Source organism: Mesorhizobium qingshengii, from assembly GCF_027563465.1.
In the GTDB taxonomy this organism is placed as follows: Bacteria; Pseudomonadota; Alphaproteobacteria; order Rhizobiales; family Rhizobiaceae; genus Mesorhizobium; species Mesorhizobium qingshengii_A.
In genome coordinates, this window is sequence record NZ_JAPFQA010000015.1 from 68,150 (window position 1) to 88,315 (window position 20,166).

Annotated in this window: 23 protein-coding genes and 1 riboswitch; of the genes, 11 read left to right on the forward strand and 12 right to left on the reverse strand. The window is 64.6% G+C overall.

The genetic code is table 11. From position 1 onward, the window contains the following. Positions 1–7: 7 nt before the first annotated feature. A complete protein-coding gene (locus OOJ09_RS25280) occupies positions 8–310 on the reverse strand; it encodes an ArsR/SmtB family transcription factor (protein ID WP_269907801.1) in 303 nt (100 codons plus the stop codon). A 50-nt stretch (positions 311–360) separates the two neighbouring features. On the opposite strand from OOJ09_RS25280, the gene OOJ09_RS25285 reads away from it, so the two are divergent. From OOJ09_RS25285 to OOJ09_RS25295, 3 genes are all read left to right on the forward strand, one after another. Next, positions 361–1,302, forward strand: a complete 942-nt coding sequence (locus OOJ09_RS25285; protein WP_269907802.1) for a threonine/serine dehydratase — start codon at positions 361–363, stop codon at positions 1,300–1,302. Positions 1,303–1,417: 115 nt separating this feature from the next. Next, on the forward strand, positions 1,418–4,006 hold the full coding sequence (locus tag OOJ09_RS25290; protein WP_269907803.1) for a TIGR02302 family protein: 2,589 nt from the start codon (positions 1,418–1,420) through the stop codon (positions 4,004–4,006). A gap of 55 nt (positions 4,007–4,061) precedes the next feature. Then, complete coding sequence (locus tag OOJ09_RS25295; RefSeq protein WP_269907804.1) at positions 4,062–4,433, forward strand: glyoxalase superfamily protein; 372 nt, start codon at positions 4,062–4,064, stop codon at positions 4,431–4,433. Here the strand turns inward: OOJ09_RS25295 and OOJ09_RS25300 are convergent. After that, positions 4,430–5,293 (reverse strand): LysR substrate-binding domain-containing protein, encoded by an 864-nt coding sequence (locus OOJ09_RS25300; RefSeq protein WP_269907805.1) that lies wholly within the window; start codon positions 5,291–5,293, stop codon positions 4,430–4,432. The two genes, OOJ09_RS25295 and OOJ09_RS25300, sit on opposite strands and share 4 nt — an antisense overlap. Positions 5,294–5,516: 223 nt before the next feature. Here OOJ09_RS25300 and OOJ09_RS25305 point away from each other — a divergent pair, with 223 nt between their 5' ends. Next, complete coding sequence (locus OOJ09_RS25305; RefSeq protein ID WP_269907806.1) at positions 5,517–6,464, forward strand: DMT family transporter; 948 nt, start codon at positions 5,517–5,519, stop codon at positions 6,462–6,464. Here the strand turns inward: OOJ09_RS25305 and OOJ09_RS25310 are convergent, their stop codons facing one another. The 3 genes from OOJ09_RS25310 to OOJ09_RS25320 form a co-directional block, all read right to left on the reverse strand. After that, on the reverse strand, positions 6,465–6,836 hold the full coding sequence (locus OOJ09_RS25310) for a response regulator (RefSeq protein WP_269907807.1): 372 nt from the start codon (positions 6,834–6,836) through the stop codon (positions 6,465–6,467). It lies immediately after the preceding gene. A 75-nt stretch (positions 6,837–6,911) separates the two neighbouring features. Next, positions 6,912–7,454 (reverse strand): hypoxanthine phosphoribosyltransferase, encoded by a 543-nt coding sequence (gene hpt / locus OOJ09_RS25315; RefSeq protein ID WP_269907808.1) that lies wholly within the window; start codon positions 7,452–7,454, stop codon positions 6,912–6,914. 95 nt (positions 7,455–7,549) lie between these two features. Continuing rightward, positions 7,550–8,191: a hypothetical protein gene (locus OOJ09_RS25320; protein ID WP_269907809.1), complete on the reverse strand. Its 642-nt coding sequence runs from the start codon at positions 8,189–8,191 to the stop codon at positions 7,550–7,552. A gap of 308 nt (positions 8,192–8,499) precedes the next feature. Between OOJ09_RS25320 and ftsE the strand changes: the two genes are divergently transcribed. From ftsE to OOJ09_RS25335, 3 genes are all read left to right on the forward strand, one after another. Then, positions 8,500–9,159: a cell division ATP-binding protein FtsE gene (gene ftsE / locus OOJ09_RS25325; protein WP_023757234.1), complete on the forward strand. Its 660-nt coding sequence runs from the start codon at positions 8,500–8,502 to the stop codon at positions 9,157–9,159. Next, the gene (locus OOJ09_RS25330) at positions 9,152–10,141 is read left to right on the forward strand and encodes a cell division protein FtsX (protein ID WP_269907810.1); all 990 of its coding nucleotides are present in this window, start codon (positions 9,152–9,154) and stop codon (positions 10,139–10,141) included. The genes ftsE and OOJ09_RS25330 overlap by 8 nt, the downstream gene beginning before the upstream one ends. Positions 10,142–10,239: 98 nt before the next feature. Further along, positions 10,240–10,962, forward strand: a complete 723-nt coding sequence (locus OOJ09_RS25335) for a YdcF family protein (RefSeq protein ID WP_269907811.1) — start codon at positions 10,240–10,242, stop codon at positions 10,960–10,962. A gap of 6 nt (positions 10,963–10,968) precedes the next feature. Here the strand turns inward: OOJ09_RS25335 and OOJ09_RS25340 are convergent, their stop codons facing one another. Both OOJ09_RS25340 and OOJ09_RS25345 read right to left on the reverse strand, forming a co-directional pair. Further along, entirely contained in the window at positions 10,969–11,601 is a 633-nt protein-coding gene (locus OOJ09_RS25340) for a pyridoxamine 5'-phosphate oxidase family protein (protein WP_269907812.1), read from the reverse strand. Positions 11,602–11,625: 24 nt separating this feature from the next. Beyond that, positions 11,626–12,096: a DUF1348 family protein gene (locus OOJ09_RS25345; protein WP_269907813.1), complete on the reverse strand. Its 471-nt coding sequence runs from the start codon at positions 12,094–12,096 to the stop codon at positions 11,626–11,628. A 284-nt stretch (positions 12,097–12,380) separates the two neighbouring features. Between OOJ09_RS25345 and OOJ09_RS32080 the strand changes: the two genes are divergently transcribed. Together OOJ09_RS32080 and OOJ09_RS25355 are read left to right on the forward strand one after the other, a co-directional pair. Next, positions 12,381–12,698 (forward strand): hypothetical protein, encoded by a 318-nt coding sequence (locus OOJ09_RS32080; RefSeq protein ID WP_420107543.1) that lies wholly within the window; start codon positions 12,381–12,383, stop codon positions 12,696–12,698. Beyond that, complete coding sequence (locus OOJ09_RS25355) at positions 12,647–13,435, forward strand: lysophospholipid acyltransferase family protein (RefSeq protein ID WP_269907814.1); 789 nt, start codon at positions 12,647–12,649, stop codon at positions 13,433–13,435. Before OOJ09_RS32080 ends, OOJ09_RS25355 begins: the two co-directional genes overlap by 52 nt. A 9-nt stretch (positions 13,436–13,444) precedes the next feature. On the opposite strand, the gene OOJ09_RS25360 is transcribed toward OOJ09_RS25355, so the two are convergent. The 3 genes from OOJ09_RS25360 to OOJ09_RS25370 all read right to left on the reverse strand — a co-directional run bounded on the left by OOJ09_RS25360 (position 13,445) and on the right by OOJ09_RS25370 (position 15,747). After that, complete coding sequence (locus tag OOJ09_RS25360) at positions 13,445–14,071, reverse strand: LysE family translocator (RefSeq protein WP_269907815.1); 627 nt, start codon at positions 14,069–14,071, stop codon at positions 13,445–13,447. A 91-nt stretch (positions 14,072–14,162) separates the two neighbouring features. Beyond that, positions 14,163–15,110, reverse strand: coding sequence for an aldo/keto reductase (locus OOJ09_RS25365; protein ID WP_269907816.1), 948 nt, complete (start codon positions 15,108–15,110; stop codon positions 14,163–14,165). A gap of 115 nt (positions 15,111–15,225) precedes the next feature. Further along, entirely contained in the window at positions 15,226–15,747 is a 522-nt protein-coding gene (locus OOJ09_RS25370; RefSeq protein WP_269907817.1) for a gamma-glutamylcyclotransferase, read from the reverse strand. Positions 15,748–15,900: 153 nt separating this feature from the next. Here OOJ09_RS25370 and OOJ09_RS25375 point away from each other — a divergent pair, with 153 nt between their 5' ends. Together OOJ09_RS25375 and OOJ09_RS25380 are read left to right on the forward strand one after the other, a co-directional pair. After that, positions 15,901–16,899: a DUF2125 domain-containing protein gene (locus tag OOJ09_RS25375; RefSeq protein WP_269907818.1), complete on the forward strand. Its 999-nt coding sequence runs from the start codon at positions 15,901–15,903 to the stop codon at positions 16,897–16,899. A gap of 7 nt (positions 16,900–16,906) precedes the next feature. Beyond that, complete coding sequence (locus OOJ09_RS25380; protein WP_269907819.1) at positions 16,907–17,836, forward strand: sugar kinase; 930 nt, start codon at positions 16,907–16,909, stop codon at positions 17,834–17,836. A gap of 58 nt (positions 17,837–17,894) precedes the next feature. Here the strand turns inward: OOJ09_RS25380 and OOJ09_RS25385 are convergent, their stop codons facing one another. Together OOJ09_RS25385 and hisC are read right to left on the reverse strand one after the other, a co-directional pair. Beyond that, entirely contained in the window at positions 17,895–18,830 is a 936-nt protein-coding gene (locus tag OOJ09_RS25385; RefSeq protein ID WP_269907820.1) for a prephenate/arogenate dehydrogenase family protein, read from the reverse strand. A 6-nt stretch (positions 18,831–18,836) separates the two neighbouring features. After that, the gene (gene hisC, locus OOJ09_RS25390) at positions 18,837–19,946 is read right to left on the reverse strand and encodes a histidinol-phosphate transaminase (protein WP_269907821.1); all 1,110 of its coding nucleotides are present in this window, start codon (positions 19,944–19,946) and stop codon (positions 18,837–18,839) included. 134 nt (positions 19,947–20,080) lie between these two features. Further along, positions 20,081–20,158: riboswitch (SAM riboswitch) on the forward strand. The last annotated feature ends 8 nt before the right edge of the window (positions 20,159–20,166 follow it).

A 20,166-nucleotide genomic window follows, 5' to 3' on the forward strand; every position in this document is an offset into this window, starting at 1 on the left:
CTCGGTGCTACAGCCGGCTCTGGATGAGCGCCCTGGTGTCGGCGATCCTGTCCTCGTCGCGGCGGTAGAACGTCCATTGCTTGATGCGCCTGGTTCGCAACAGGCCGGCCTGGGTGAGCACGCGCATATGCTCGCTGAGCGTCGCTTGCGTGATGCCGAGCTTCTCGGCAATCGACAGCGCGCAAACGCCGTCCTCGACGAGATCGCCGTCGACCTGGCGAGGGAAATGCGCGCGCGGATCCTTGAGCCAATCGAGGATCTGCAGCCTGCGCTCATTGGCGATCGCCTTGAAGACATCGACCTCTTGCATTTAGGAATTTTGCCAAGTTACTAATTACTGTCAACCCCAGGGAGGTATCGATGTCGCAGGGCAACACGATCACACGCGAACGTATTGCCGCGATGGAACCGCGCATCCGCCCCTATGTGCGCCACACGCCGGTGCTGCGCGTCGACATGGCCGACTTCGACCGCACGCCGCTGGCGGTCGACCTGAAGCTCGAATGCCTGCAGCATTCCGGCTCGTTCAAGGCGCGCGGCGCCTTCACCAACCTCCTGGAACGGCCGGTTCCCGAAGCCGGCGTCGTCGCCGCTTCGGGCGGCAACCATGGCGCCGCCGTCGCCTATGCCGCCATGCGGCTTGGCCACAAGGCAACCATCTTCGTTCCCGAGGTGAGCCCGCCGGCCAAGCTGGAACGGATCCGCGGCTACGGCGCTGAACTGATCGTCGGCGGTGCTCGCTACGCCGAGGCGCTGGCCGCCAGCGAACGCTTCGCCGAGGAAACCGGTGCCTTGCAGATCCATGCCTTCAACCAGGAGGAAACGCTTGTCGGCCAGGGCACGCTTGGGCTGGAAATCGAGAGCGATCTGCCCGATATCGACACGCTGCTGGTCGCCGTCGGCGGCGGCGGACTGATCGGCGGCATCGCCGCCTGGTTTGCCGGCCGCATCCGCATCATCGCCGTCGAGCCGGAAGCGGCGCCGACGCTTCATCGCGCCTTCGAGGCAGGACGGCCCGTCGACGCCCCGGCCGAGGGCATCGCCGCCGATTCGCTGGCGCCCAAGCGCGTCGGCGAGATGATGTTCCCGATCGCCGAGGCCTTTGTCGAGCGCTCCATCCTGGTCAGCGATGACGACATCATCGCCGCGCAGAAGGCGCTGTGGAACCGGGTGCGTATCATCTCCGAGCCGGGTGGCGCCGCCGCGTTCGCGGCCGTGCTGTCCGGGCGCTACGCACCGGAACCCGGTGAACGGGTCGCGGTGCTGGTCTGCGGCGCGAACGCGAATCCCGCGACCTTCTGACCGCAACCGCCGGGGCGGGCTTCACTTTTTTGGAACCGCCTCGCCTTTGCCGTGTTTGCTGGTATTCTTCGAGTCGTGAGGCATGGGCTATCCTGCCCGCCCCATGGAAGGGCCGATGACGGAACGACCCACCTTCAGCAGCGATCGCGGCCTGGCCGGGCGCCTTGCCTTGAGCCGGCTGGCGACGCGGGTCTCGATGATGGTCGAGCGTGGCTGGCCGTTGCTGCTGCCGCTTGTCATCGTCGCCAGCCTGTTCCTCAGCGTCTCCTGGCTCGGCATCTTCTCGCGGTTGCCGGACATCGCGCGCATCGGCGCGGTCGCCGCATTCGGCATCGCGGCGCTGGCCGCGCTCTATCCGCTGCGCTTCTTCCGCATGCCCGGCACCGCCGAGGTCGACCGCCGCATCGAGGCGGCCAATCACTTGTCGCACAGCCCGGTGCTGGTGCAGACCGACCGGCCAAGTGGCAGGGAAAGCAGCTTCTCGCGGGCGCTCTGGCGCGAACACCAGAAGCGCATGGCCGGAAAGCTCGACAGCCTCGGCGCCGACCTGCCGCGCACGCGCGTGCCGGAGCGAGACCCCTGGGGGTTGCGCGCGGTAGCGGCACTTCTGCTGGTTACCGCCTTTGCCTTCTCCTTCGGGCCGACAGGCGGCAGACTGAGCGACGGGTTCAATGCCCATGGCGCGCATGATGCCGTGCCGCCGCGCATCGACGCATGGGTGACGCCGCCGACCTACACCGGCAAGCCGCCGATCTTCCTGACCGCCGACGCCAACCAGATGACGCCGACCTTCACCGTTCCCGAAGGCAGCGACGTCTCGCTGCGCGTTACCGGCGGCTCAGGCGACGAAACGCTGGCCTATGCCGGCAAGGATGGCAATTCCCGCGCTATCGACCCGGCCGGCCCGCAGGCCGCCACGGCCAAACCGGCTGCAAGCCCGGCGACGCCATCCAAAGTGCGCCAATTCACCGGCAAGCTGACCGGCGACGGCACGTTGACGCTGAAGTCGAGCGATGACGAGCTTGGCCGCTGGGCCTTCGCGATCGTGCCCGACAAGCCGCCGCAGATCCGCTTCGTCGGCGAGCCGAAGCGCGCCGCCAACGGCGCCTTCGAACTCAACTACCAGATCGACGACGACTATGGCGCCGCCACCGCCAAGGCGGTTTTCGCGCTCGCTGATCCGCAGGCGCCGAATGCGCATCCGCTCTATGGTCCGCCTGAAATGCCGCTGGCGCTGCCGCGCCGCGGCGGCAAGTCGAACGCCGCAAGGACCTCGAAGGACCTGACCGAGCATGTTTGGGCCGGCAGCGGCATCAAGCTGACGCTCGTGGCCACCGACGATGCCGGACACACCGCCTCGAGCGAGACCAAGACGCTGGTGATGCCGGAGCGGCCGTTCGCCAACCCGCTGGCGCGAGCGGTGATCGAAGAACGCCGCCTGCTGGCGCTCGACGCCAACGCCAAGCCGCGTGTACTCGACCTGATGGACGCGGTCACGCTGCGGCCCGAAGATACGTTCGACAACATGGCGCACTACCTCGCCATCATGAGTGCCCGCAGCCGGCTGAAGATGGCCGCCAGCGACGACCAGTTGCGCAACGAGGTCTCCTATCTCTGGGAAATCGCGCTCGGCATCGAGGAAGGCAATCTCTCGGCCGCGGAAAAGCGGTTGCGCCAGGCGCAGCAAGCGCTGCAGGACGCCATCAAGAATGGCGCCAGCGACGCGGAAATCGAAAAGGCGATGAAGGAACTGCGCGAGGCGATGAACCAGTTCCTGCAGGAATTCGCCGAACGCGCCAAGCAGAACCCAAACGCACCGCAGATGCAGCAGAACGGCCAGGAACTGCGCCAGAGCGACATCGACCGCATGATGGACCAGATCGAGAACCTGGCAAAATCCGGCGATCGCGACAAGGCGCAGCAATTGCTGTCGCAACTGCAGGACATGATGAACAATCTGCAGGCCGGCCGTCAGCAGCAAGGCGGCCAGCAGGACAGCGAGATGCGCCAGCAGATGGACAAGCTGGGCGAGATCCTGCGGCGCCAGCAGGAGATGATGAACGACACCTTCCGCATGGACCAGATGCAGCGTGGCGAGCGTCAGCGCGGACAGAACCGCGACGAACAGCTTGGTGGTGGCCAGGATGAGAACCTGCCGGGTGTGGGCCAGGACCGCGATCCGCTCGCCCGGCCGAAGTCGATGACGCCACAGGAATTCGCCGATGCGCTAAAACAGCTGCAACAGGGTCAGGGACAGCTGAAAAGCGACCTCGAGCAGTTGAAGAAGGGGCTCGAAGGCATGGGCATGGAGCCCAATGAAGGATTTGGCGAGGCCGGCAAGTCCATGGGCAACGCCGAACAGGCGCTCGGCGAAGGCCAGGGCGATGAGGCCGTCGGCCATCAGGGCCGGGCGCTGGAGGCGCTGCGCAAAGGCGCCAAGGACATGATGAAGCAGATGCAGGCCATGCAGGGCGACCAGGGCGGCAGCCAGGATGGTGGCCGCCAGCAGGACGCCGATCGTGACCCGCTCGGCCGGCCACGCGCCAGCCAGGGCCCCGATTTCGGCGATTCGGTGAAGGTGCCGGACGAGATCGACGTGCAGCGCGCCCGCCAGATCCTGGAAGCGATCCGCAAGCGGCTCGGCAATGCGCTCAGCCCCGACATCGAACGCAGCTACCTGGAACGGCTGCTCGAGCTGAAATAGGAATCAGCGCTCGCCTCCAACTCCACCCGAAGACTTCCCGAACGGTTGCAGCACCATGCCGAAACTTGGCACTGTCACGCCCATCCTGCGCATCTTCGACATTGCCAAGGCACGCGAATTCTATGTCGGCTTCCTCGGCTTCGACGTGCGGTGGGAACATCGCTTCGACGACAATGCGCCGCTTTACATGGCAGTCGGCCGCGATGGCTACGTCCTGCATCTCAGTGAGCATCACGGCGACGGCGCACCCGGCATTGCCGTGCGCATCAAGGTCGAGGACATCGCGGCCCTGCATCGCGAACTGATCGGCAAAAAGTATCGCTTCGCTAGGCCGGGCCTGGAGGAGACGCCGTGGAAGACCCGTGAAATATCGGTGAGCGACCCGTTCGGCAACCGGCTGCATTTCCACGAGGAATCGGCGGGCTAATCCTGCCTGTTGACGAATGCCTCACGGATCGCCTCTTCCATGCCGTCGATCGCCTCGCCGAAGGCATTCGGGTTGCGATGCATCACCACATTTGAAGAATCGACGTGGCCGAACCCGTCCGCCGAAGTCAGTTCGCGACAGTCCGCCGGAATGTTGCTGCGCGAAATCGGCGCGATCGCCAGTCCCGAGGTGACGGCGAGCTTGAGGCCGCCAGTGGTGTCGCTCGTATAGGCGACGCGATAGGCAAGACCGAGTTGCTCCAGCGATTTGATGGCGAAGTCCTTGCACCAGCCGGCCCGGTTGTAGAGCGCGATCGGCACCGGCCGCTCCTCATGCATGTGGTGCAGGTTCGATGTCACCCAAACGGTTGGATCGTGCATCAGGACTTCGCCGCCGGCGGGATCCTGCCATTCGAACACCACGCAGAGATCGAGTTCCCCGGCGGCGAGCGCCGCCAATTGCGCCCCCGAATGCGCATAGCGTACGGTGACCTCGACCTTTGTGTGACATTTCGAAAATGCACCCAGCGCGCGCGACAGGATGGCCTGGCCATATTCCTCCGGGATGCCGATGCGCACCGGCCCGCCAAGCGGCGCCGCCGCCATCGACGCAGCCGTCTCATCCAGCAGCGAAACAATGCGGCGGGCATTGACGATGAGTTCGCCGCCGCGCCGCGTCAGCGCGACGCCGCGTGAACCGCGCTCGAACAGGCTGTCGCCGACAAGGCCTTCGAGCTTCTTCATCTGCATCGACACAGCCGACTGGGTGCGGCCGGCGAGCTCCGCCGCCTTGGTGAAATTGCCGGCCTCGGCAATGGCCACGAAGGTGCGCAAGAGATCGCTGTCGAGGGTTGGCCGCATTCTATCCACCATAAGGAAATTTGATCGTTGGTATCATTCCAATTCGTTTGCAACATGTCAAACACCGGATGATAGTCGCTTCACCCATTGGATATGCGGCTGTGAGATCGGCTGCGGACCAATCAAGAGTCCTCACTCGTGCCCGCTGCCCGAAACGGTGGCGGGTTCTTTTTAGCTTGCGGCAAGCGTGCTTGCAGCCCTGGTACTGGAGCCTTGGATCCTCATGCGGAATCGGATGGTGCTCGGCATCCTGAGCCTGTGCCTGGGCGTGCTGGTCTTCTCGCTGCAGGATCCGCTCGTCAAGGCCGTTTCGAGCGGGTATCCGGTGACCGAAGTGATGGCGATCCGCTCGATCGTCGCCTTGCCGATCCTGATCGTTCTCGTCCACGCCGATGTCGGTCTGCGGGCAATCCTGTCGCGGCGGTTTGGCCTGCTGACGATGCGCGCCTTCATCCAGTTCACCTCCTACACGGTCTACTATCTGGCCATCGCCGCCTTGCCGCTGGCCGACGCGGTGGCGCTCTATTTCATGGCGCCGCTGTTCATCATGGCGCTGGCCGGGCCGTATCTTGGCGAGCGCGTCTCCTGGCGGACGCTGGCGACCGTGCTGATCGGACTGCTCGGCGTGGTCGTGATGTTACGCCCCGGCGCCGGACTGTTCGATTGGGCGGCGCTGCTGTCGCTGGGCTCGGCGGCGCTCTACGGTTTCTCGCAGCTGATGGCCCGCAAGATCGGCGATACCGAATCGTCCACCGTCATGGCCTTCTATCAGAACGGCGCCTATCTGGTCGGCGCCGCCGTGGTTGCCAGCGCGTTTCACCTTGCCGGCATAACCCACGCCGTCCATCCGAGCCTGGAATTCCTCGTGCGGCCCTGGCTGTGGCCGACATTGCCGGATTTCCTCAAGATGGCGGCGTGCGGCTTCGTCGCCTCAGCCGGCATGATCCTGCTGTCGCAGGCCTACCGGATGGCGCCGGCCAATCGCGTTGCCACCTTCGAATACACGGGCATCCTGTGGTCGCCGCTGTGGGGTTTCCTGTTTTTCGCCGAGGTCCCGCGATCGACGACCGTGATCGGTGCCGCCCTCATCATCGGTGCCGGACTGCTGGCGCTCGGCACGGAACGGCGCAAGAGCGCCGCGCCCGTGCTCGCCGCCACCGATCCTGCCTGATCAGGCGAAGCAGATCAGAGCGCGTTCGACGCGCGAGCGGATTTCGGCCAGCGTGAAGGGCTTTTGCACGACATCGAGGATAATGCCGTTCAACTCCTCGGCACGCTCGCGCTGGTCGGCATAGCCGGTCATCAGCATGATCTTCACCGACGGGAACAGTGCCGCCGCCGCAATCGCCATCTCGATGCCGTCCATCTCCGGCATGCGGATGTCGGAGACGACGAGATCGTAGCGGCCATGCGCCGCTTGAATCAGCGAAAGCCCTTGCGCGCCGTCCGCGGCGATATCGATTGTGTGCCCGGCGCGTTCAAGCGCGCGGGCCGCGAGAGTGCGAACGGACTCATCGTCCTCGACGATCAGAAGCTTTGCCATGGCCGGCATATTTGGCGGCGAAAAGTTGACTTTTCCTGAAGGCGCGGAGGGTCGGCGAGCCTTTTTGGAAGTCGTTCAGACGTCGCCTTTGACAATACCGACAAACGGCAGTTCGCGAAAAGCATGGGCAACGTCCATGCCGTAGCCGACGACGAAATAATCGGGACAGTCGAAGCCGACATAGTCGGCGGTGAGCGCGGTCTGGCGGCGCATGCGCTTGTCGAGCAGCACGGCGATGGCGCAGCTCTTGGCGCCGCGCGACAGCATCAGGTCGCGGGTGAAGGTCAGCGTCTTGCCCGATTCGAGAATGTCGTCGATCAAAAGCACGTCGCGGCCGGCGACCTCATTGTCGATATCGCGCAGCACCCTAACCTCACCGCTGGTGGTGCCGGCGCCGTAGCTGGAGATGAAGATGAACTCGACCTCCGGCGACAGGCCGACATCATGCATGGCGCGGATGAGATCGGCGGCGAAGATGAATGAGCCTTTCAGCACCGAAATCACCAGGAGGTCGTGATAGTCGTGCTCGGCGATCTCCTTGGCGAGTTCGAGATTGCGCCGTGCGATCGCCGATGCCGAAAACAGGACCTCGATGTCCTTGCCGCGTACAACTGGCATTTTCCGCCCCCTCAAGATTTTTACCCAAGACGCCTTCACCCACAGCGGAAGCGCAGGGCGTTTGCAGGCCGGCCTCACCTGAATATCGACACACGCTATTCGGCGAAGGTGACCGATACGGTCCTCACGCCGTTTCTAGGCACGTCGAGCCGGCTGGCAAAGCCGAATCTTTCGCCCGATGCCAGCGAACGGCCGGATGTCCCCAACGTATAGCGGGTCAAGCGTCCGTCATTGCCGGTCACCCGGATTTCGAGCGGCGGCAGCCGCGCCGGTTTCGTTCCGTCATTGGCGGCCTCGCCGTCGACGAACAGAACGGGGTTTGGCCCGGAGGCGTCGACGCGTGAGGTGACCCCCGAAATGGTCAGCGCCGGCGCTTGCCCTCCGGACAGGAACGGCGCCTGGCGCACCAGCGCATGCCCGCCGGAGACCCAGAAAGCGGCAAGGGCGGCACCGATGCCGGCGATCCAGAAGATCGGCCCGCCGCGCGCGGCCGGCGGCCGCTCCGCCGGTGCCTCCGGCTTGCGCAGCATGTCCATGCCCTCGATGGACGGCGGGATGATCACCCGCGGCGGCGAAACGCTTTCAGCGGCAGGGACAAGGCGCGGCATCACCTCATAGTCGGCATCGATGATATCGGCCACCGATCCGCGCATGATCCGGTCCGCGACGGCATTTGCCGGCGGATCGGTCATGATTTCGCCGGAAACCGGGCGCGCGGTTCGATCCTCAGCCATCATGGCCCCAGCATTGCAGCACGTGTTCGCTTTTCGTTTCTTTTGCGTAAACGCAAATGGTTAACGCTTCCCCACCGGAGCCCTCGTGACGAGCCGAAAGAGCCCAGGAATTAACCGCCGGTTAACCATGCCGGCCGATGGTCTTTTCCCAGAACAGGCCGGCTTGCCGCCGCCAGAGCCGGATACAGATTTCAGGTCAAATCAACCTGAAATCTGTATCCGCCTCTAAACTAAGAGATAGAGCATGATGTCGTCCGAAAACCACCTCACACTTTTCGGCATCGTGCTCTAGAAATTTCAGGTCGTCGAAAGTGATTCGCTTCGAAAATGTCGGCCTCCGCTATGGCATGGGTCCGGAAATCCTCCGCGATATCTCCCTGCACATCCCGGAGCGCTCCTTCCAGTTCCTGAGCGGGCCTTCGGGCGCCGGCAAGACGACCTTGCTGCGCCTGCTGTTCATGTCACTGAAGCCGACGCGCGGGCTGATCACCATCTTCGGCAAGGACCGCTCGCGCATCTCGCGCAGCGAGCTGCCGCACCTGCGGCGTCGCATCGGCGTGGTCTTCCAGGACTTTCGCTTGCTCGACCACATGACCACCTACGAGAATGTCGCGCTGCCGCTGCGCGTGCGCGGGCGCGAGGAAGCAAGCTATCGCACCGATGTCACCGAGCTGTTGAAATGGGTTGGCCTTGGCGAGCGCATGCATGTGCTGCCGCCGGTCCTGTCCGGCGGCGAGAAACAGCGCGCCGCGATCGCCCGTGCGCTGATCGAGCAGCCGGAGATCCTGCTGGCCGACGAGCCAACCGGCAATGTCGATCCGCCGCTGGCGCGACGCCTGCTGCGGCTGTTCATCGAGCTGAACCGTCTGGGCACAGCGGTGGTGATCGCGACCCACGACCTCGGCCTGATGGAACAGGTCGACGCACGCCGCATGATCCTGGCTGGCGGAAGGCTGGACATCTATGACTGAGCTGTCCGCCGAACATCTTGACGACCACGACGCCGAAGCGGCCGTGGCAAGGCCGCGTGCCCAGCGCAAGATGGCGCCTATCGTGCCGGCGCAGAACATCGCGGGACGAGCGCTGGTGCTGGTCATCGCCATCATGACCTTCCTGTCCTGCCTGACTTTCGGCGCGGTGACGCTGGTGCGCGACACCGCCTCGGTCTGGGAGAACCAGATCTCGCGCGAGGCAACGATCCAGATCAAGCCGGCCGATGGCCTCGACATGGAGGCGGCCCTTGCCCAGGCCTCGCAGATCGCCGGCGAGTTTCCCGGCGTGAAGGCGACCCGCATCATCGATCGCGAGGCGACGGCAAGGCTGCTCGAGCCCTGGCTGGGTACCGGGCTCAACATCGACGAGTTGCCGGTGCCGCGCCTGATCATCGTCACCATCGACGAGAACAGCCCGCCCGATTTCGCCGCCATGCGCGCGGCGATCACGCCGAAATTGCCGAGCGCATCGCTCGACGATCACCGCACCTGGGTCGACCGGCTGGTGGCCATGGCCCGCACCACGGTGACCATCGGCATCGCCGTGCTGGCGCTGATGCTGTCGGCGACGGTGCTGACCGTGGTGTTCGCAACGCGTGGCGCCATGGCCGGCAATGGCCACATCATCGAGGTGCTGCATTTCGTCGGCGCCGAGGCGCGTTTCATCGCGCGCGAATTCCGCCGGCATTTCCTGGTCACCGGCATGAAGGGCGCCGCCGCCGGCGGCGCCGCCGCCGTGCTCGTCTTCATCGTCTTTTCCTGGTGGTCGTCGCGCAACATCGCGACACCGCAGGCCGACCAGGCAACCGCCCTGTTCGGCAATTTTGCCATCGGTTCGGCGGGTTATCTCGGTGTCGTGCTGATGGTGCTGGTGATCGGCGCGCTGACGGCTGCAACCTCGCATGCCACCGTCGTCGCCTATCTCAGCGACATCGATGTCCGCCAACCGGATGCAGGCTGACGACGCATGGAAAAAGGTCGGATGATCACGGATGGAGAATTGGCGTAACGCAAATTGCGTCTTTTACCTACCAAAGGCCGCATTTCGGGGTTAACCATATGGCGATGGACGCGCGGGATTCGACCGGGACGGCTGGACAGATGCCAGTGGTTGCTCGTTTGCACGACCACGGCAAGGCCAGCCGTTTGAAGACTGTCCTGCGCATTTCCGCCCTGTCCCTGCTTGTGCTCGCGACGTTGTTTGCCGGCGGTTTCGGCTGGTTCGCCAACAAGGTCAGCCATCTGACGACGCCTGCCAACCCGGCCAAGGCCGATGCGATCATCGTGTTGACCGGTGGTCAGTCACGCCTCGATGCGGCGATGGATCTTCTGGCGTCCGGAAAAGGCGAGCGGCTCTTGATCAGCGGCGTGCATCCTTCGGCCAGCCGCCGCCAGCTTCAGGCGGCGACCGGCGGCGACAAGAGGCTGTTTTCCTGCTGCGTCGATATCGACCGCGCCGCGCTCGACACGATCGGCAATGCCGAGGAAAGCGCCAAATGGATTGAAAGCCATGCCTATGGCACGGTGATCCTCGTCACCAACAACTATCACATGCCGCGCAGCCTGCTGGAAATGCGCCGGCTGCTGCATGGCGCCAAGCTCGAGCCCTATCCGGTGGTCAATTCCAATCTCGACAATGGCGGCTGGCTGACCAAGCCGCGGGCGCTGCGCGTGCTGTTCACCGAGTACAACAAGTATCTGCTGGCGTTGGCGCGCGGTATCGTGCCCGTCAAGCCAACACCCGACGGCATCGCGCTGGCTGAAACGGCGGCCGGCGGCTAACCCGTCTCATTCCCGGGCGCCGACCTTCGACACCTCGCGCAGGCGCACGATCTCCTGTTCAAGCTGCTCGATGCGCCGATCCCGCTCGGCCAGTGCCGCCGCCACGTCGGCGGCTTCGAACCGTTGCGGAATGTGTTGCGGGCAATTGGCATCCCAGGCCGCGACCGTGAAAAGGATGACCTGCTCCGGGCGCGCCTTGTAGTCTCGCGGCATCAGCCTCGCCATCAGCTCGGCGTCGCCTTCCACGACCCGCGCGGAGCCCCAGATCTTGATGCGCTGGCGGTGGGCGTAATCGATCAGGAACAGGAAGGCTCGCGGATTGTCGGCCAGATTGCCCTGCGTGATGAACTGCCTGTTGCCGGCGAAATCCGCGAAGCCGATCGTCCGTTCATCCAGCACCTTGAGGAAGCCGGCAGGCCCGCCGCGATGCTGAATGTAAGGCTGGCCATCGCCATTGGCCGTCGACAGGAAGACGCTGGTCTGCATCTCGATGAAGGCGGCAAGGTCTGGCGTGATATCGGCTTGCAAGCCGCCACGCTCTTCGACGCGGGCATAGGACTGACGTGAGCCCTTGCGGGCCTGAATCGCCTTGACGGTCGGCGTGAAGGCGACGTCGCTGGTGAAGGCATGCGCGTTCATCGAAAGCCTCCTTGTGGGAAGGTGCTAAAGCCCGAGCTCCGAAAGCGACGGGTGGTCGTCCGGCCGCCGGCCGAGCGGCCAGTGATATTTGCGGTCCGCCGCGCCGATCGGCAGGTCGTTGATGCTGGCGATGCGCAGGCGCATCAGCCCGTGTTCGTCGAATTCCCAGTTCTCGTTGCCATAGCTGCGGAACCATGAACCGCTGTCGTCGCGCCATTCATAGGCGAAGCGCACGGCGATGCGGTTGCCGTGGAACGCCCAGACCTCCTTGATCAGCCGGTAATCGAGCTCGCGGCTCCATTTCCGTGTCAGGAAGGCCTGGATGGCATTGCGCCCTTGCAGGAACTCGGCGCGATTGCGCCAGCAGCTGTCTGTCGTGTAGGCGAGCGCGACCCGTGCCGGGTCGCGGGAATTCCAGGCATCCTCGGCCATGCGTGCCTTTTGCGCGGCGGTCTCTGCCGTAAACGGCGGAAGCGGTGGGCGATTTTCAGACATGGCAACTCCTCTGCGGGATGAATGGGGTGAGGCCTGGCGGACACCGCTGGCCCGCTCCGGATTCAGGCAGCATCGCTAGCAGAAACAACCGGAAAATCCATTTCGGTGCGGGCAACCTCATTGATAGAGTTGGTCCAGGTGTCTCGATGATCTCTCCACCGTCATAGCCTGCCAGCCTGACGGCGCAGAAATCCTCGCGATTTACCATTCCCATATGCGCCCTTCCACATGCCGGATGTAGATAGCATATTTGCAATCAACCCTTCCAATTTCCGGAAGAAGCGATGGCTCGGCTCAAGGCCATGTCCCTTTTCGTCGCGACGGTGGAGGCCGGTACTCGGGAATTCGAACCGGAGCCGTGGCCGGTAAACCTGGTGCACACCGGCCAGGGCCGGCTGCCGGTGAAACTGCGCGCATTCCTCGATTTCGCGGCCCCCCGCCTGTGGGAACGCCTGGCGCAAGCAAGCTGGTGGAATGAGCCGTATCGCCCTGTTTCCTTTTTGCCCGCGCTTGGTGTAACCAACGCACACCTCCTCACCGGACCTCCCCCATGCTCTATGTCAGATCGCTGGCGTTCAATTTCGTCTTCTACGTCAATCTGATCGTCCAGATGATCCTCTGGACCCCCTACTATTTCCTGTCGCCCCGTCACCGCGCCTGGTTCGTGCCGAAATTCTGGTCGCGCACCTCGATGTGGCTCTATGACAAGATCGCCGGAACGAAGAACGACATCACCGGCCAGGAAAACCTGCCTGAAGGCTCCTTCATCCTGGCGCCCAAGCACCAGTCGTTCTGGGACGCGATTGCCTTCTTCCCCTTCCTCCAGGATCCGCTCTACATCCTCAAGCGGGAACTGACCTGGATCCCGTTCTTCGGCTGGTACATCATGAAGATGCGGATGATCCCGGTGGACCGCGGCAGCCGCTCCAAGGCACTGAAGGCAGTGGTCGCCGCGACCAAGGAGGAAATGGCACGCAATCCGCGCCAGCTGATCATCTATCCCGAGGGCACGCGCCGCGCCCCGGGCGACGAGCCGGCCTACAAATACGGCATTGTCGAAATCTATGCGCAGCTTGGCGTTCCGGTGGTGCCGGTCGCCCATGTTGCCGGCCTCTACTGGCCGCGCCGCAAATTCCTGCGTTACCCCGGCACCATCAAGGCGCGTTTCCTGCCGGCGATCCCGCCTGGCCTGAGCAAGGACGAATTCATGGCGCGCCTGATCGGTGAGACCGAAGCTGCCTGCGACCAGTTCCTCATCGAGGCATCCCGCGCCCCAGACCCGCCTGCCCTGCCGCCGACGGCGGTGAAACGGCTGCAGGAGCTCGGCGCCAAGGCCTGAAGACAACGCTCAGCCGAACATGGCCAGCGCGGTGGTCAACATCAGCGTTGCCGCAAAGATCAGATTGGTGATCCGCGAGGCCACGGGCTGGCGCAGGAAGCGCGCGAACACTGCGCCCGCGACAAGCCACACGGCATGGATGGCGACGATCATCAGCGCGAGAACGGCCAGTTTCAGCCATGGACCAAGCTCAACGGCACCCTGTTTCGAAGAGACACCGGCGAACACGGCGGCGATCGCCACATAGGCCTTCGGGTTGGCGACCGCCAGCAGGAAGCCGCCTGGGAACGTTGGCCGTGCGGCCTGGCCGGCATGCGTTGCCAAGGGCGGAGCGGTGGCGATCCTGAACGCCAGGTAGAGGATGTAGCCGGCAGACCCGACAGCCAGCAGCGGCGCAAGCCGCGGCATCGAGGCAAGCATCGCCGCCACCCCGGTCGCCACCACCAACAGCACGGCGATCGTGCCCAGGATGATCCCGCAGGCATAGCGCAGCGAGCGGCGCAGGCCAAAGGCGGCACCGACGGCGGTGACGCTTATCGTTGCCGGCCCGGGGCTGCCCATGACGACGGTGGCGGCAAGCACCAGCGCGAACAGCTGACGCCAGAGATCCGGCTGCGAAAGAAGCGGTTCGGCCATCTCACCCTCTGCCTTGCCCCGTGCGAAGGACGGTATGGCAAGACAGGAGGATGGTCTTGGACGTTCGTGCGCGCAGCGGCGGCCGGGATCCTCAGCCGCTGGCTTTGTCGAGCTCGGCCATGTCGTTGGCTGTCAACCTCAGCGACACCGCCTTGATCAGGCTGTCCATCTGGCTCGGCTTGGTGGCGCTGGCGATCGGCGCGGTGACGCCTGGCCGCGCGATCACCCAGGCAAGCGCCACTTCCGCCGGCTTGGCCGAATGCCTGGCCGATACCGCATCCAGTGCGGCGAGGATGCGCATGCCGCGTGCATTCAGATAGCTGCCGACGTCCTCGCCCCGCTCGCTTTGGCCGAGATCGGCCTCGCTGCGGTATTTGCCGCTGAGGAAGCCCTTGGCCAGGCTGAAATAGGTGATGACGCCGATCTCCTCGGCCATGCACAGATCGCGCAACGGCCCATCGAAGGAGGAGCGATCGTAGAGATTGTATTCCGGCTGCAGCACCTCGTAGCGCGGCAGGCCGCGCAGGCTCGCCACGTCGAGCGCCGCGCGCAACTGCCCGGCGTCGAGGTTCGAACAGCCGGCATGGCGGATCTTGCCCTTGGCGAGCAGCTTCTCGTAGGCGCCAAGGGTTTCCTCATAAGGGGTAGCCGAATCCGGCCAGTGCGACAGATAGAGGTCGATGACGTCGGTCTGCAGCCGCTTCAGCGACGCGTCGACCGCCTTTTCGATATAGGCGGCGGACAGATCCTTGTGGCCTTGCCCCATGTCGGAGCCGACCTTGGTGACCACGACGACCTTGTCGCGGTTGCCGCGGTCCTTCATCCACTTGCCGATGATGGTTTCCGATTCGCCGCCCTTGTTGCCGGGGACCCAGCGCGAATAGGCGTCGGCCGTATCGACGGCGTTGAGGCCGGCGCCGACAAAGCGGTCGAGCAGATCGAAAGACGTTTTCTCGTCGGCGGTCCAGCCGAAGACATTGCCGCCCAGAACCAGCGGCGCGATGGAAAGGTCGGTACGACCGAGACGGCGTTTCTGCAAGACGGATCTCCGTGATGATTGAATTGGGGCGGATGCCCCCCAGGTTCGGCATCTAACCTAGGTCTTGCCTCATCGAGGTCAAAGGCCTGGCCGCCTTTTCCGCAGAGCCAGCGCTTCACAAAGGCGCGACCCGCCTGGCGACATCCTCAAGCCAGTGGTCGCGAATGCCCAGCGCCTCGAGGTGCTCCAGCGTGCTGAGCACATAGTCCTCGTTGTTGCCGGATTGGCCGACCGCGCCGCGCACCACGGCCGCCGCGTGCGCCGCGTCCAGTGCACCGGCATACTGCTCGTGCTTGCGGTCGACGATGTAGGCCACCGCCTCGACCGTCCGGCCGCCGTCGAGGCGAATCTTGAGCATGCGCTCGAGATAGACGTTGGTGACCAGCTCGCGCTCGCGCAAATAGGCGATCGCCTCGTCGCGCAATTCGCCGGGAACACGGAACGCCAGGCCGACGCAGGAGCCGCCATGGTCGAGGCCGAGCACCAGCCCCGGCCGTTCACGCGTGCCGCGATGCACGAAGGAGAAGACGCAAAGCGAGCGCCGGTAGCCGTGCAGGCGCGCGCGCTGTGTCTCGACATGCGCGAAACCCGGCCGCCAGATCAGCGAACCGTAGCCAAACACCCAAAAATCGCCCATATCGCCGCGCCTGATTGCAAAAAGAATGGCAACACCGCACCGGGACCGGTGTTTTTTCCACCCGTCTCCGTCTACCTATTCGTCTCCGTCCACCCACCGTTGCCGGAATCGAGAGTCCGTCCCCAACACCCATGCGTTAACGAGAGCCAAAGCATGACGTCAAGTGACGAACGCCAACCGAGTAACCGTCGCCGCCTGTGGTGGCTTGCGGCGTTCATCGTCCTGCTGTTCGCCATCTACAGCGGCGGCTGGTTCTATCTGGCGGACCGGGTCAGAAGCGAGGCCGACAAGGCAGTTGCCACGCTCAACAAAAGTGGCGTCGCGGCCGGCTGCGCCAATCTCCAGGTCAGCGGCTATCCCCTGAGCTTTGCCGTCTCTTGCGACAACCTCGCTTATGAGGACGATGCCAGGAACATCGCCGCCTCGGCCGGCAGTTTCAATGCCGTCGCCCAGATCACCCAACCCTTGTCGCCGGTTGCCGATCTGCGTGGTCCGCTCAGAACCTCGGTCCCGGGCATGGTGCCGCTGTGGATCGACTGGGACAATCTGCAAGCCAACGTCAAACTGTCATGGCCGCTGCCGCGACGGATCTCGCTGCAGGCCGAGGGCCTGTCAGGCCAGACCGACCCGGCCGACGACACCGATCCGGTGCAGTTGTTCAGCGCCGGCAAGGCGGCCGGCCAGTTGCAGCCGAACGGCGGGGATATCGACTATCTCGGCAGCTTTGGCGATCTCGAGATCAACCCCGACGCAATCGGCGGGCGCGTCTTGCCGCCTCTCGATGCCAGCGGCGACGCCACGCTGAAGAACGGCGTTGCGCTGATCGGCACCCACGCGCACAGCCTGCGCGGCCAGACGGTCGAGATCCGCAACCTCGACCTGTCATCGGGGACGGCGCGCGTCACGGTTTCCGGACCGCTGTCGGTCGATGCCGACGGCCTGATCGATGCCGATCTGATGATCAGGCTGAAGGATCCGAAGGCCGTGGCGGCAATCCTCGGCACCGCCATCCCCGAGCAGAAAAGCCAGATCGAACAGGGCTTTGGCGCCTTGGCACTGCTCGGCAACGAACCGTCCATGCCGCTGAAGGTGGTCAAGGGCAAGGCCTCGCTCGGCTTCATCCCGCTGGGCAAGATCAAGCCGGTTGAATAACCCTTCCATGGCAAGACCGGTGAAGCTGCTGAGCGTTGGCGCGCTGACGCTGGACACCATCCTGCGTGTCGAGACACTACCGGCGCATCAGGGAAAATTCATCGCCTCCGACGGCGTCCAGATCGCCTCGGGCATGGCGACGAGCGCTGCCTGCGCCGCGCGTCGCCTGGGCGCCGAGGTGTCGCTGTGGGCGAGCGCCGGCGATGACCTGGTCGGCGACCATCTGGTTGCCGCGATCGAGGCCGAGGGCGTCGATTGCGGCTTTGTCCGCCGTGTCGGCGGCGCCCGCTCCGCGCTGGCCTCGATCCTGGTCGACGCGCAGGGCGAGCGCATCATCGTGCCGTTCTATGACAGCCGGGCCCAGGCCGATCCCGAGGCCTTGCCGGCGGCCGACGTCTCCGCATTCGATGCCATGCTGGTCGACGTGCGCTGGCCGGGTGCGGCAGCGCTTGCGCTGAAGGCGGCGCGCGCTATCGGCCGGCCGGCGATCCTCGATGCCGATACCGCGTCAAGCGATGTGCTGGAGCAACTCTTGCCGCTGGCGTCCCACATCGTGGCTTCGGAGCCGGCGGCGCGCATTCTGTGCAATCGGGATCTCGACCCGCGCCAGGCCTGCGAGGCACTTGCCCGGCGCACCGACGCCTTTGTTGCGGTCACTGGCGGTGCGGCGGGAACCTGGTGGTTCGATCGCGCGGCGGGATCATCCCGTCATGTAGCGGCGCCGAAGATCAAGGCGGTCGACACCCTGGCCGCCGGCGATGTCTTCCACGGTGCCTTTGCCGTCGGGCTGGCGGAAGCCATGCCGGTCGAGCAGGCCTTGCGTTTTGCCAGTGCCGCCGCCGCGCTCAAATGCCTGCGCTTCGGTGGCAGGCTCGGCGCCCCGGACAGGGCCGAGACGCTGGCCATGGTCGCGGCGACCTGGCCTGCGCTATCATAGCCCATAAGGTCTGTTGAGATTTCAGGTCAGCCGGCCTCACCTGAATATCAATGGGACCTCAGCTCTTGGCCGGGTGCTCCACCGCCTGGCGGCCGAAGTCGGGCACGTCGATGTCCTGGCCGGCCTCGATGATCGAACGGCGCACGGCCCGGGTGCGGGTGAACAGATCGAAGAGTTTCTCGCCGTCGCCCCAGCGGATGGCCCGCTGCAGCGACGCCAGATCCTCCGAGAACCGCGCCAGCATTTCGAGGATGGCGTCCTTGTTGTGCAGGCAGACGTCGCGCCACATGGTCGGGTCGGAGGCGGCAAGACGCGTGAAGTCCCGGAAACCCGAAGCCGAATATTTGATGACCTCGGACTTGGTCACCGACTGCAAATCGTCGGCGGTGCCGACGATGTTGTAGGCGATGATGTGCGGCAGGTGCGAGACGATGGCCAGCGTCATGTCGTGATGCTGGGGATCCATCGTGTCGATGTTGGCGCCGCAGCGGCGCCAGAATTCGGAAAGCCTCTCCAGCGCATCCGGATCGGTGTCCGGCAGCGGCGTGAAGATGCACCAGCGATTGTCGAACAGGTCGGCGAAACCGGCATCCGGCCCGGACTTCTCGGTGCCCGCCAGCGGATGGCCGGGAATGAAATGGACGCCGGCCGGCACATGCGGCTGCATCTGCGCGATGACCGATGCCTTGGTCGAGCCGACATCGGTGAGGATCGCGCCCGGTTTCAGCGCCGGCGCGATTTCCTCGGCCACCGCGCCGGATGAGCCGACCGGCACCGAGACGATGACCAGATCGGCATCGCGAACCGCTTCTTTCGCGTCGGTGGTGTAGGAATCCCCCAGCCCAAGTGCCTCCGCCCGCGCCAGCGTGGCGGCACTGCGGGTCGAGATGGCGACGTGACCGGCCAGCCCCTCGCGGCGGATGACACGGGCCAGCGACGAGCCGATCAGGCCGATGCCGACCAGAGCGATCTTCTCAAACATCGGTGATGCCATGGTGCTCTAGCTTTTCAGGAATGTCGTGAGTGCGGCGACGACGCCGCGATTGGCCTCTTCGGTGCCGATGGTCATGCGCAGCGCGTTGGGAAAGCCATAGCCGGAAACGCGCCGCAAGATATAGCCGCGCGCGGTCAGATAGTCGTCCGCCGCCGCCGCGGAGTGTTTCTGGTCATCGGGAAAATGAATGAGGACGAAATTGCCGACGCTGGGCGTCACCCGCAACCCAAGTCCCGTCATCTGTTCGCTGACCCAGGCCAGCCAGGTCTCGTTGTGCGCGACGCTGCGCTCGACATGGGCGCGGTCGCGGATCGCCGCGATACCGGCTTCGATCGCCGTTGCATTGACGTTGAAGGGACCACGCACACGGTTGATGGCGTCGACGATGTGCATCGGCGCGTACATCCAGCCGATCCGCGCCCCGCCAAGACCGATCTTGGAGAAGGTGCGGGTCATCACAACGTTCTCGGCGCTGCCGACCAGTTCGATGCCGGCTTCATAGTCGTTGCGGCGGACATATTCGGCGTAAGCCGCGTCGAGCACCAGCAGCACGTGCCTGGGCAGGCCGGCATGCAGGCGGCACACCTCCTGGAACGGCACATAGGTGCCGGTCGGATTGTTGGGATTTGCGAGGAACACGATTTTCGTGCGCGGCGTGACGGCGGCCAGGATTGCGTCGATGTCGGCGCGCTCATCGGTCTCCTTGACCGCTACCGGGATGGCACCTGCCGACTGGATGTAGATCTTGTAGACCATGAAGGCGTGTTCGGTGAAGATCGCCTCGTCACCGGGCGCCAGATAGGTCTGCGCCAGCAGGCCCAGAATCTCGTCGGAACCGTTGGAACAGATGATGTTCTGTGCGTTGAGGCCATGCACCTCGGCGATCGCTTCGCGCAGCCGCCTGGCGGTGCCGTCGGGATAGATGTCGAGCTTTCCGGCAATCTCCCGCGCGGCTTCGATCGCCTTCGGCGAGGGCCCAAGCGGATTCTCGTTCGACGACAGCTTGTAGACCTTGGCGACGCCGGCCGGCGCCGTGCTCTTGCCCGGCACATAGGCGTCGATGTCCATGATGCCCGCGCGCGGGGTTGGACGTGCCTGATCCGGTGTCTGCTTCATTTCGAGATATCCATCGAGAAAGCTCCCGGCAGGAGCCGCAGCGGAAATACAAGCCATGACCGGCAATGTCGAGAGGTTGCGGTGGTGCCAGTGGCCGGCATTGACGGCAAGGCGGGCGAGTTCTAGAAGGGCAGCGACAGTTCCGTGGTGATTTGGCCGGTCGGCTTGCAGCCACGTTAAACAATTCGCTAAAGGGCCGTTTGCGTGACGTAACCGGCTT

What these genes read in the sequence shown, in the direction of transcription:
- OOJ09_RS25340 (WP_269907812.1), bottom strand. Translation starts at nt 11,601, where the DNA reads ATGAACGCGCATGCCTTCACCAGCGACGTCGCCTTCACGCCGACCGTC.
- OOJ09_RS25355 (WP_269907814.1), top strand. Translation starts at nt 12,647, where the DNA reads ATGCTCTATGTCAGATCGCTGGCGTTCAATTTCGTCTTCTACGTCAAT.
- OOJ09_RS25300 (WP_269907805.1), bottom strand. Translation starts at nt 5,293, where the DNA reads ATGCGGCCAACCCTCGACAGCGATCTCTTGCGCACCTTCGTGGCCATT.
- OOJ09_RS25375 (WP_269907818.1), top strand. Translation starts at nt 15,901, where the DNA reads ATGACGTCAAGTGACGAACGCCAACCGAGTAACCGTCGCCGCCTGTGG.
- OOJ09_RS25290 (WP_269907803.1), top strand. Translation starts at nt 1,418, where the DNA reads ATGACGGAACGACCCACCTTCAGCAGCGATCGCGGCCTGGCCGGGCGC.
- OOJ09_RS25285 (WP_269907802.1), top strand. Translation starts at nt 361, where the DNA reads ATGTCGCAGGGCAACACGATCACACGCGAACGTATTGCCGCGATGGAA.
- OOJ09_RS25345 (WP_269907813.1), bottom strand. Translation starts at nt 12,096, where the DNA reads ATGTCTGAAAATCGCCCACCGCTTCCGCCGTTTACGGCAGAGACCGCC.
- OOJ09_RS25320 (WP_269907809.1), bottom strand. Translation starts at nt 8,191, where the DNA reads ATGATGGCTGAGGATCGAACCGCGCGCCCGGTTTCCGGCGAAATCATG.
- OOJ09_RS25370 (WP_269907817.1), bottom strand. Translation starts at nt 15,747, where the DNA reads ATGGGCGATTTTTGGGTGTTTGGCTACGGTTCGCTGATCTGGCGGCCG.
- OOJ09_RS25280 (WP_269907801.1), bottom strand. Translation starts at nt 310, where the DNA reads ATGCAAGAGGTCGATGTCTTCAAGGCGATCGCCAATGAGCGCAGGCTG.
- OOJ09_RS25305 (WP_269907806.1), top strand. Translation starts at nt 5,517, where the DNA reads ATGCGGAATCGGATGGTGCTCGGCATCCTGAGCCTGTGCCTGGGCGTG.
- OOJ09_RS25295 (WP_269907804.1), top strand. Translation starts at nt 4,062, where the DNA reads ATGCCGAAACTTGGCACTGTCACGCCCATCCTGCGCATCTTCGACATT.
- hpt (WP_269907808.1), bottom strand. Translation starts at nt 7,454, where the DNA reads ATGCCAGTTGTACGCGGCAAGGACATCGAGGTCCTGTTTTCGGCATCG.
- OOJ09_RS25385 (WP_269907820.1), bottom strand. Translation starts at nt 18,830, where the DNA reads ATGGCATCACCGATGTTTGAGAAGATCGCTCTGGTCGGCATCGGCCTG.
- OOJ09_RS32080 (WP_420107543.1), top strand. Translation starts at nt 12,381, where the DNA reads ATGGCTCGGCTCAAGGCCATGTCCCTTTTCGTCGCGACGGTGGAGGCC.
- OOJ09_RS25335 (WP_269907811.1), top strand. Translation starts at nt 10,240, where the DNA reads ATGGCGATGGACGCGCGGGATTCGACCGGGACGGCTGGACAGATGCCA.
- OOJ09_RS25380 (WP_269907819.1), top strand. Translation starts at nt 16,907, where the DNA reads ATGGCAAGACCGGTGAAGCTGCTGAGCGTTGGCGCGCTGACGCTGGAC.
- OOJ09_RS25330 (WP_269907810.1), top strand. Translation starts at nt 9,152, where the DNA reads ATGACTGAGCTGTCCGCCGAACATCTTGACGACCACGACGCCGAAGCG.
- OOJ09_RS25310 (WP_269907807.1), bottom strand. Translation starts at nt 6,836, where the DNA reads ATGGCAAAGCTTCTGATCGTCGAGGACGATGAGTCCGTTCGCACTCTC.
- hisC (WP_269907821.1), bottom strand. Translation starts at nt 19,946, where the DNA reads ATGAAGCAGACACCGGATCAGGCACGTCCAACCCCGCGCGCGGGCATC.
- OOJ09_RS25360 (WP_269907815.1), bottom strand. Translation starts at nt 14,071, where the DNA reads ATGGCCGAACCGCTTCTTTCGCAGCCGGATCTCTGGCGTCAGCTGTTC.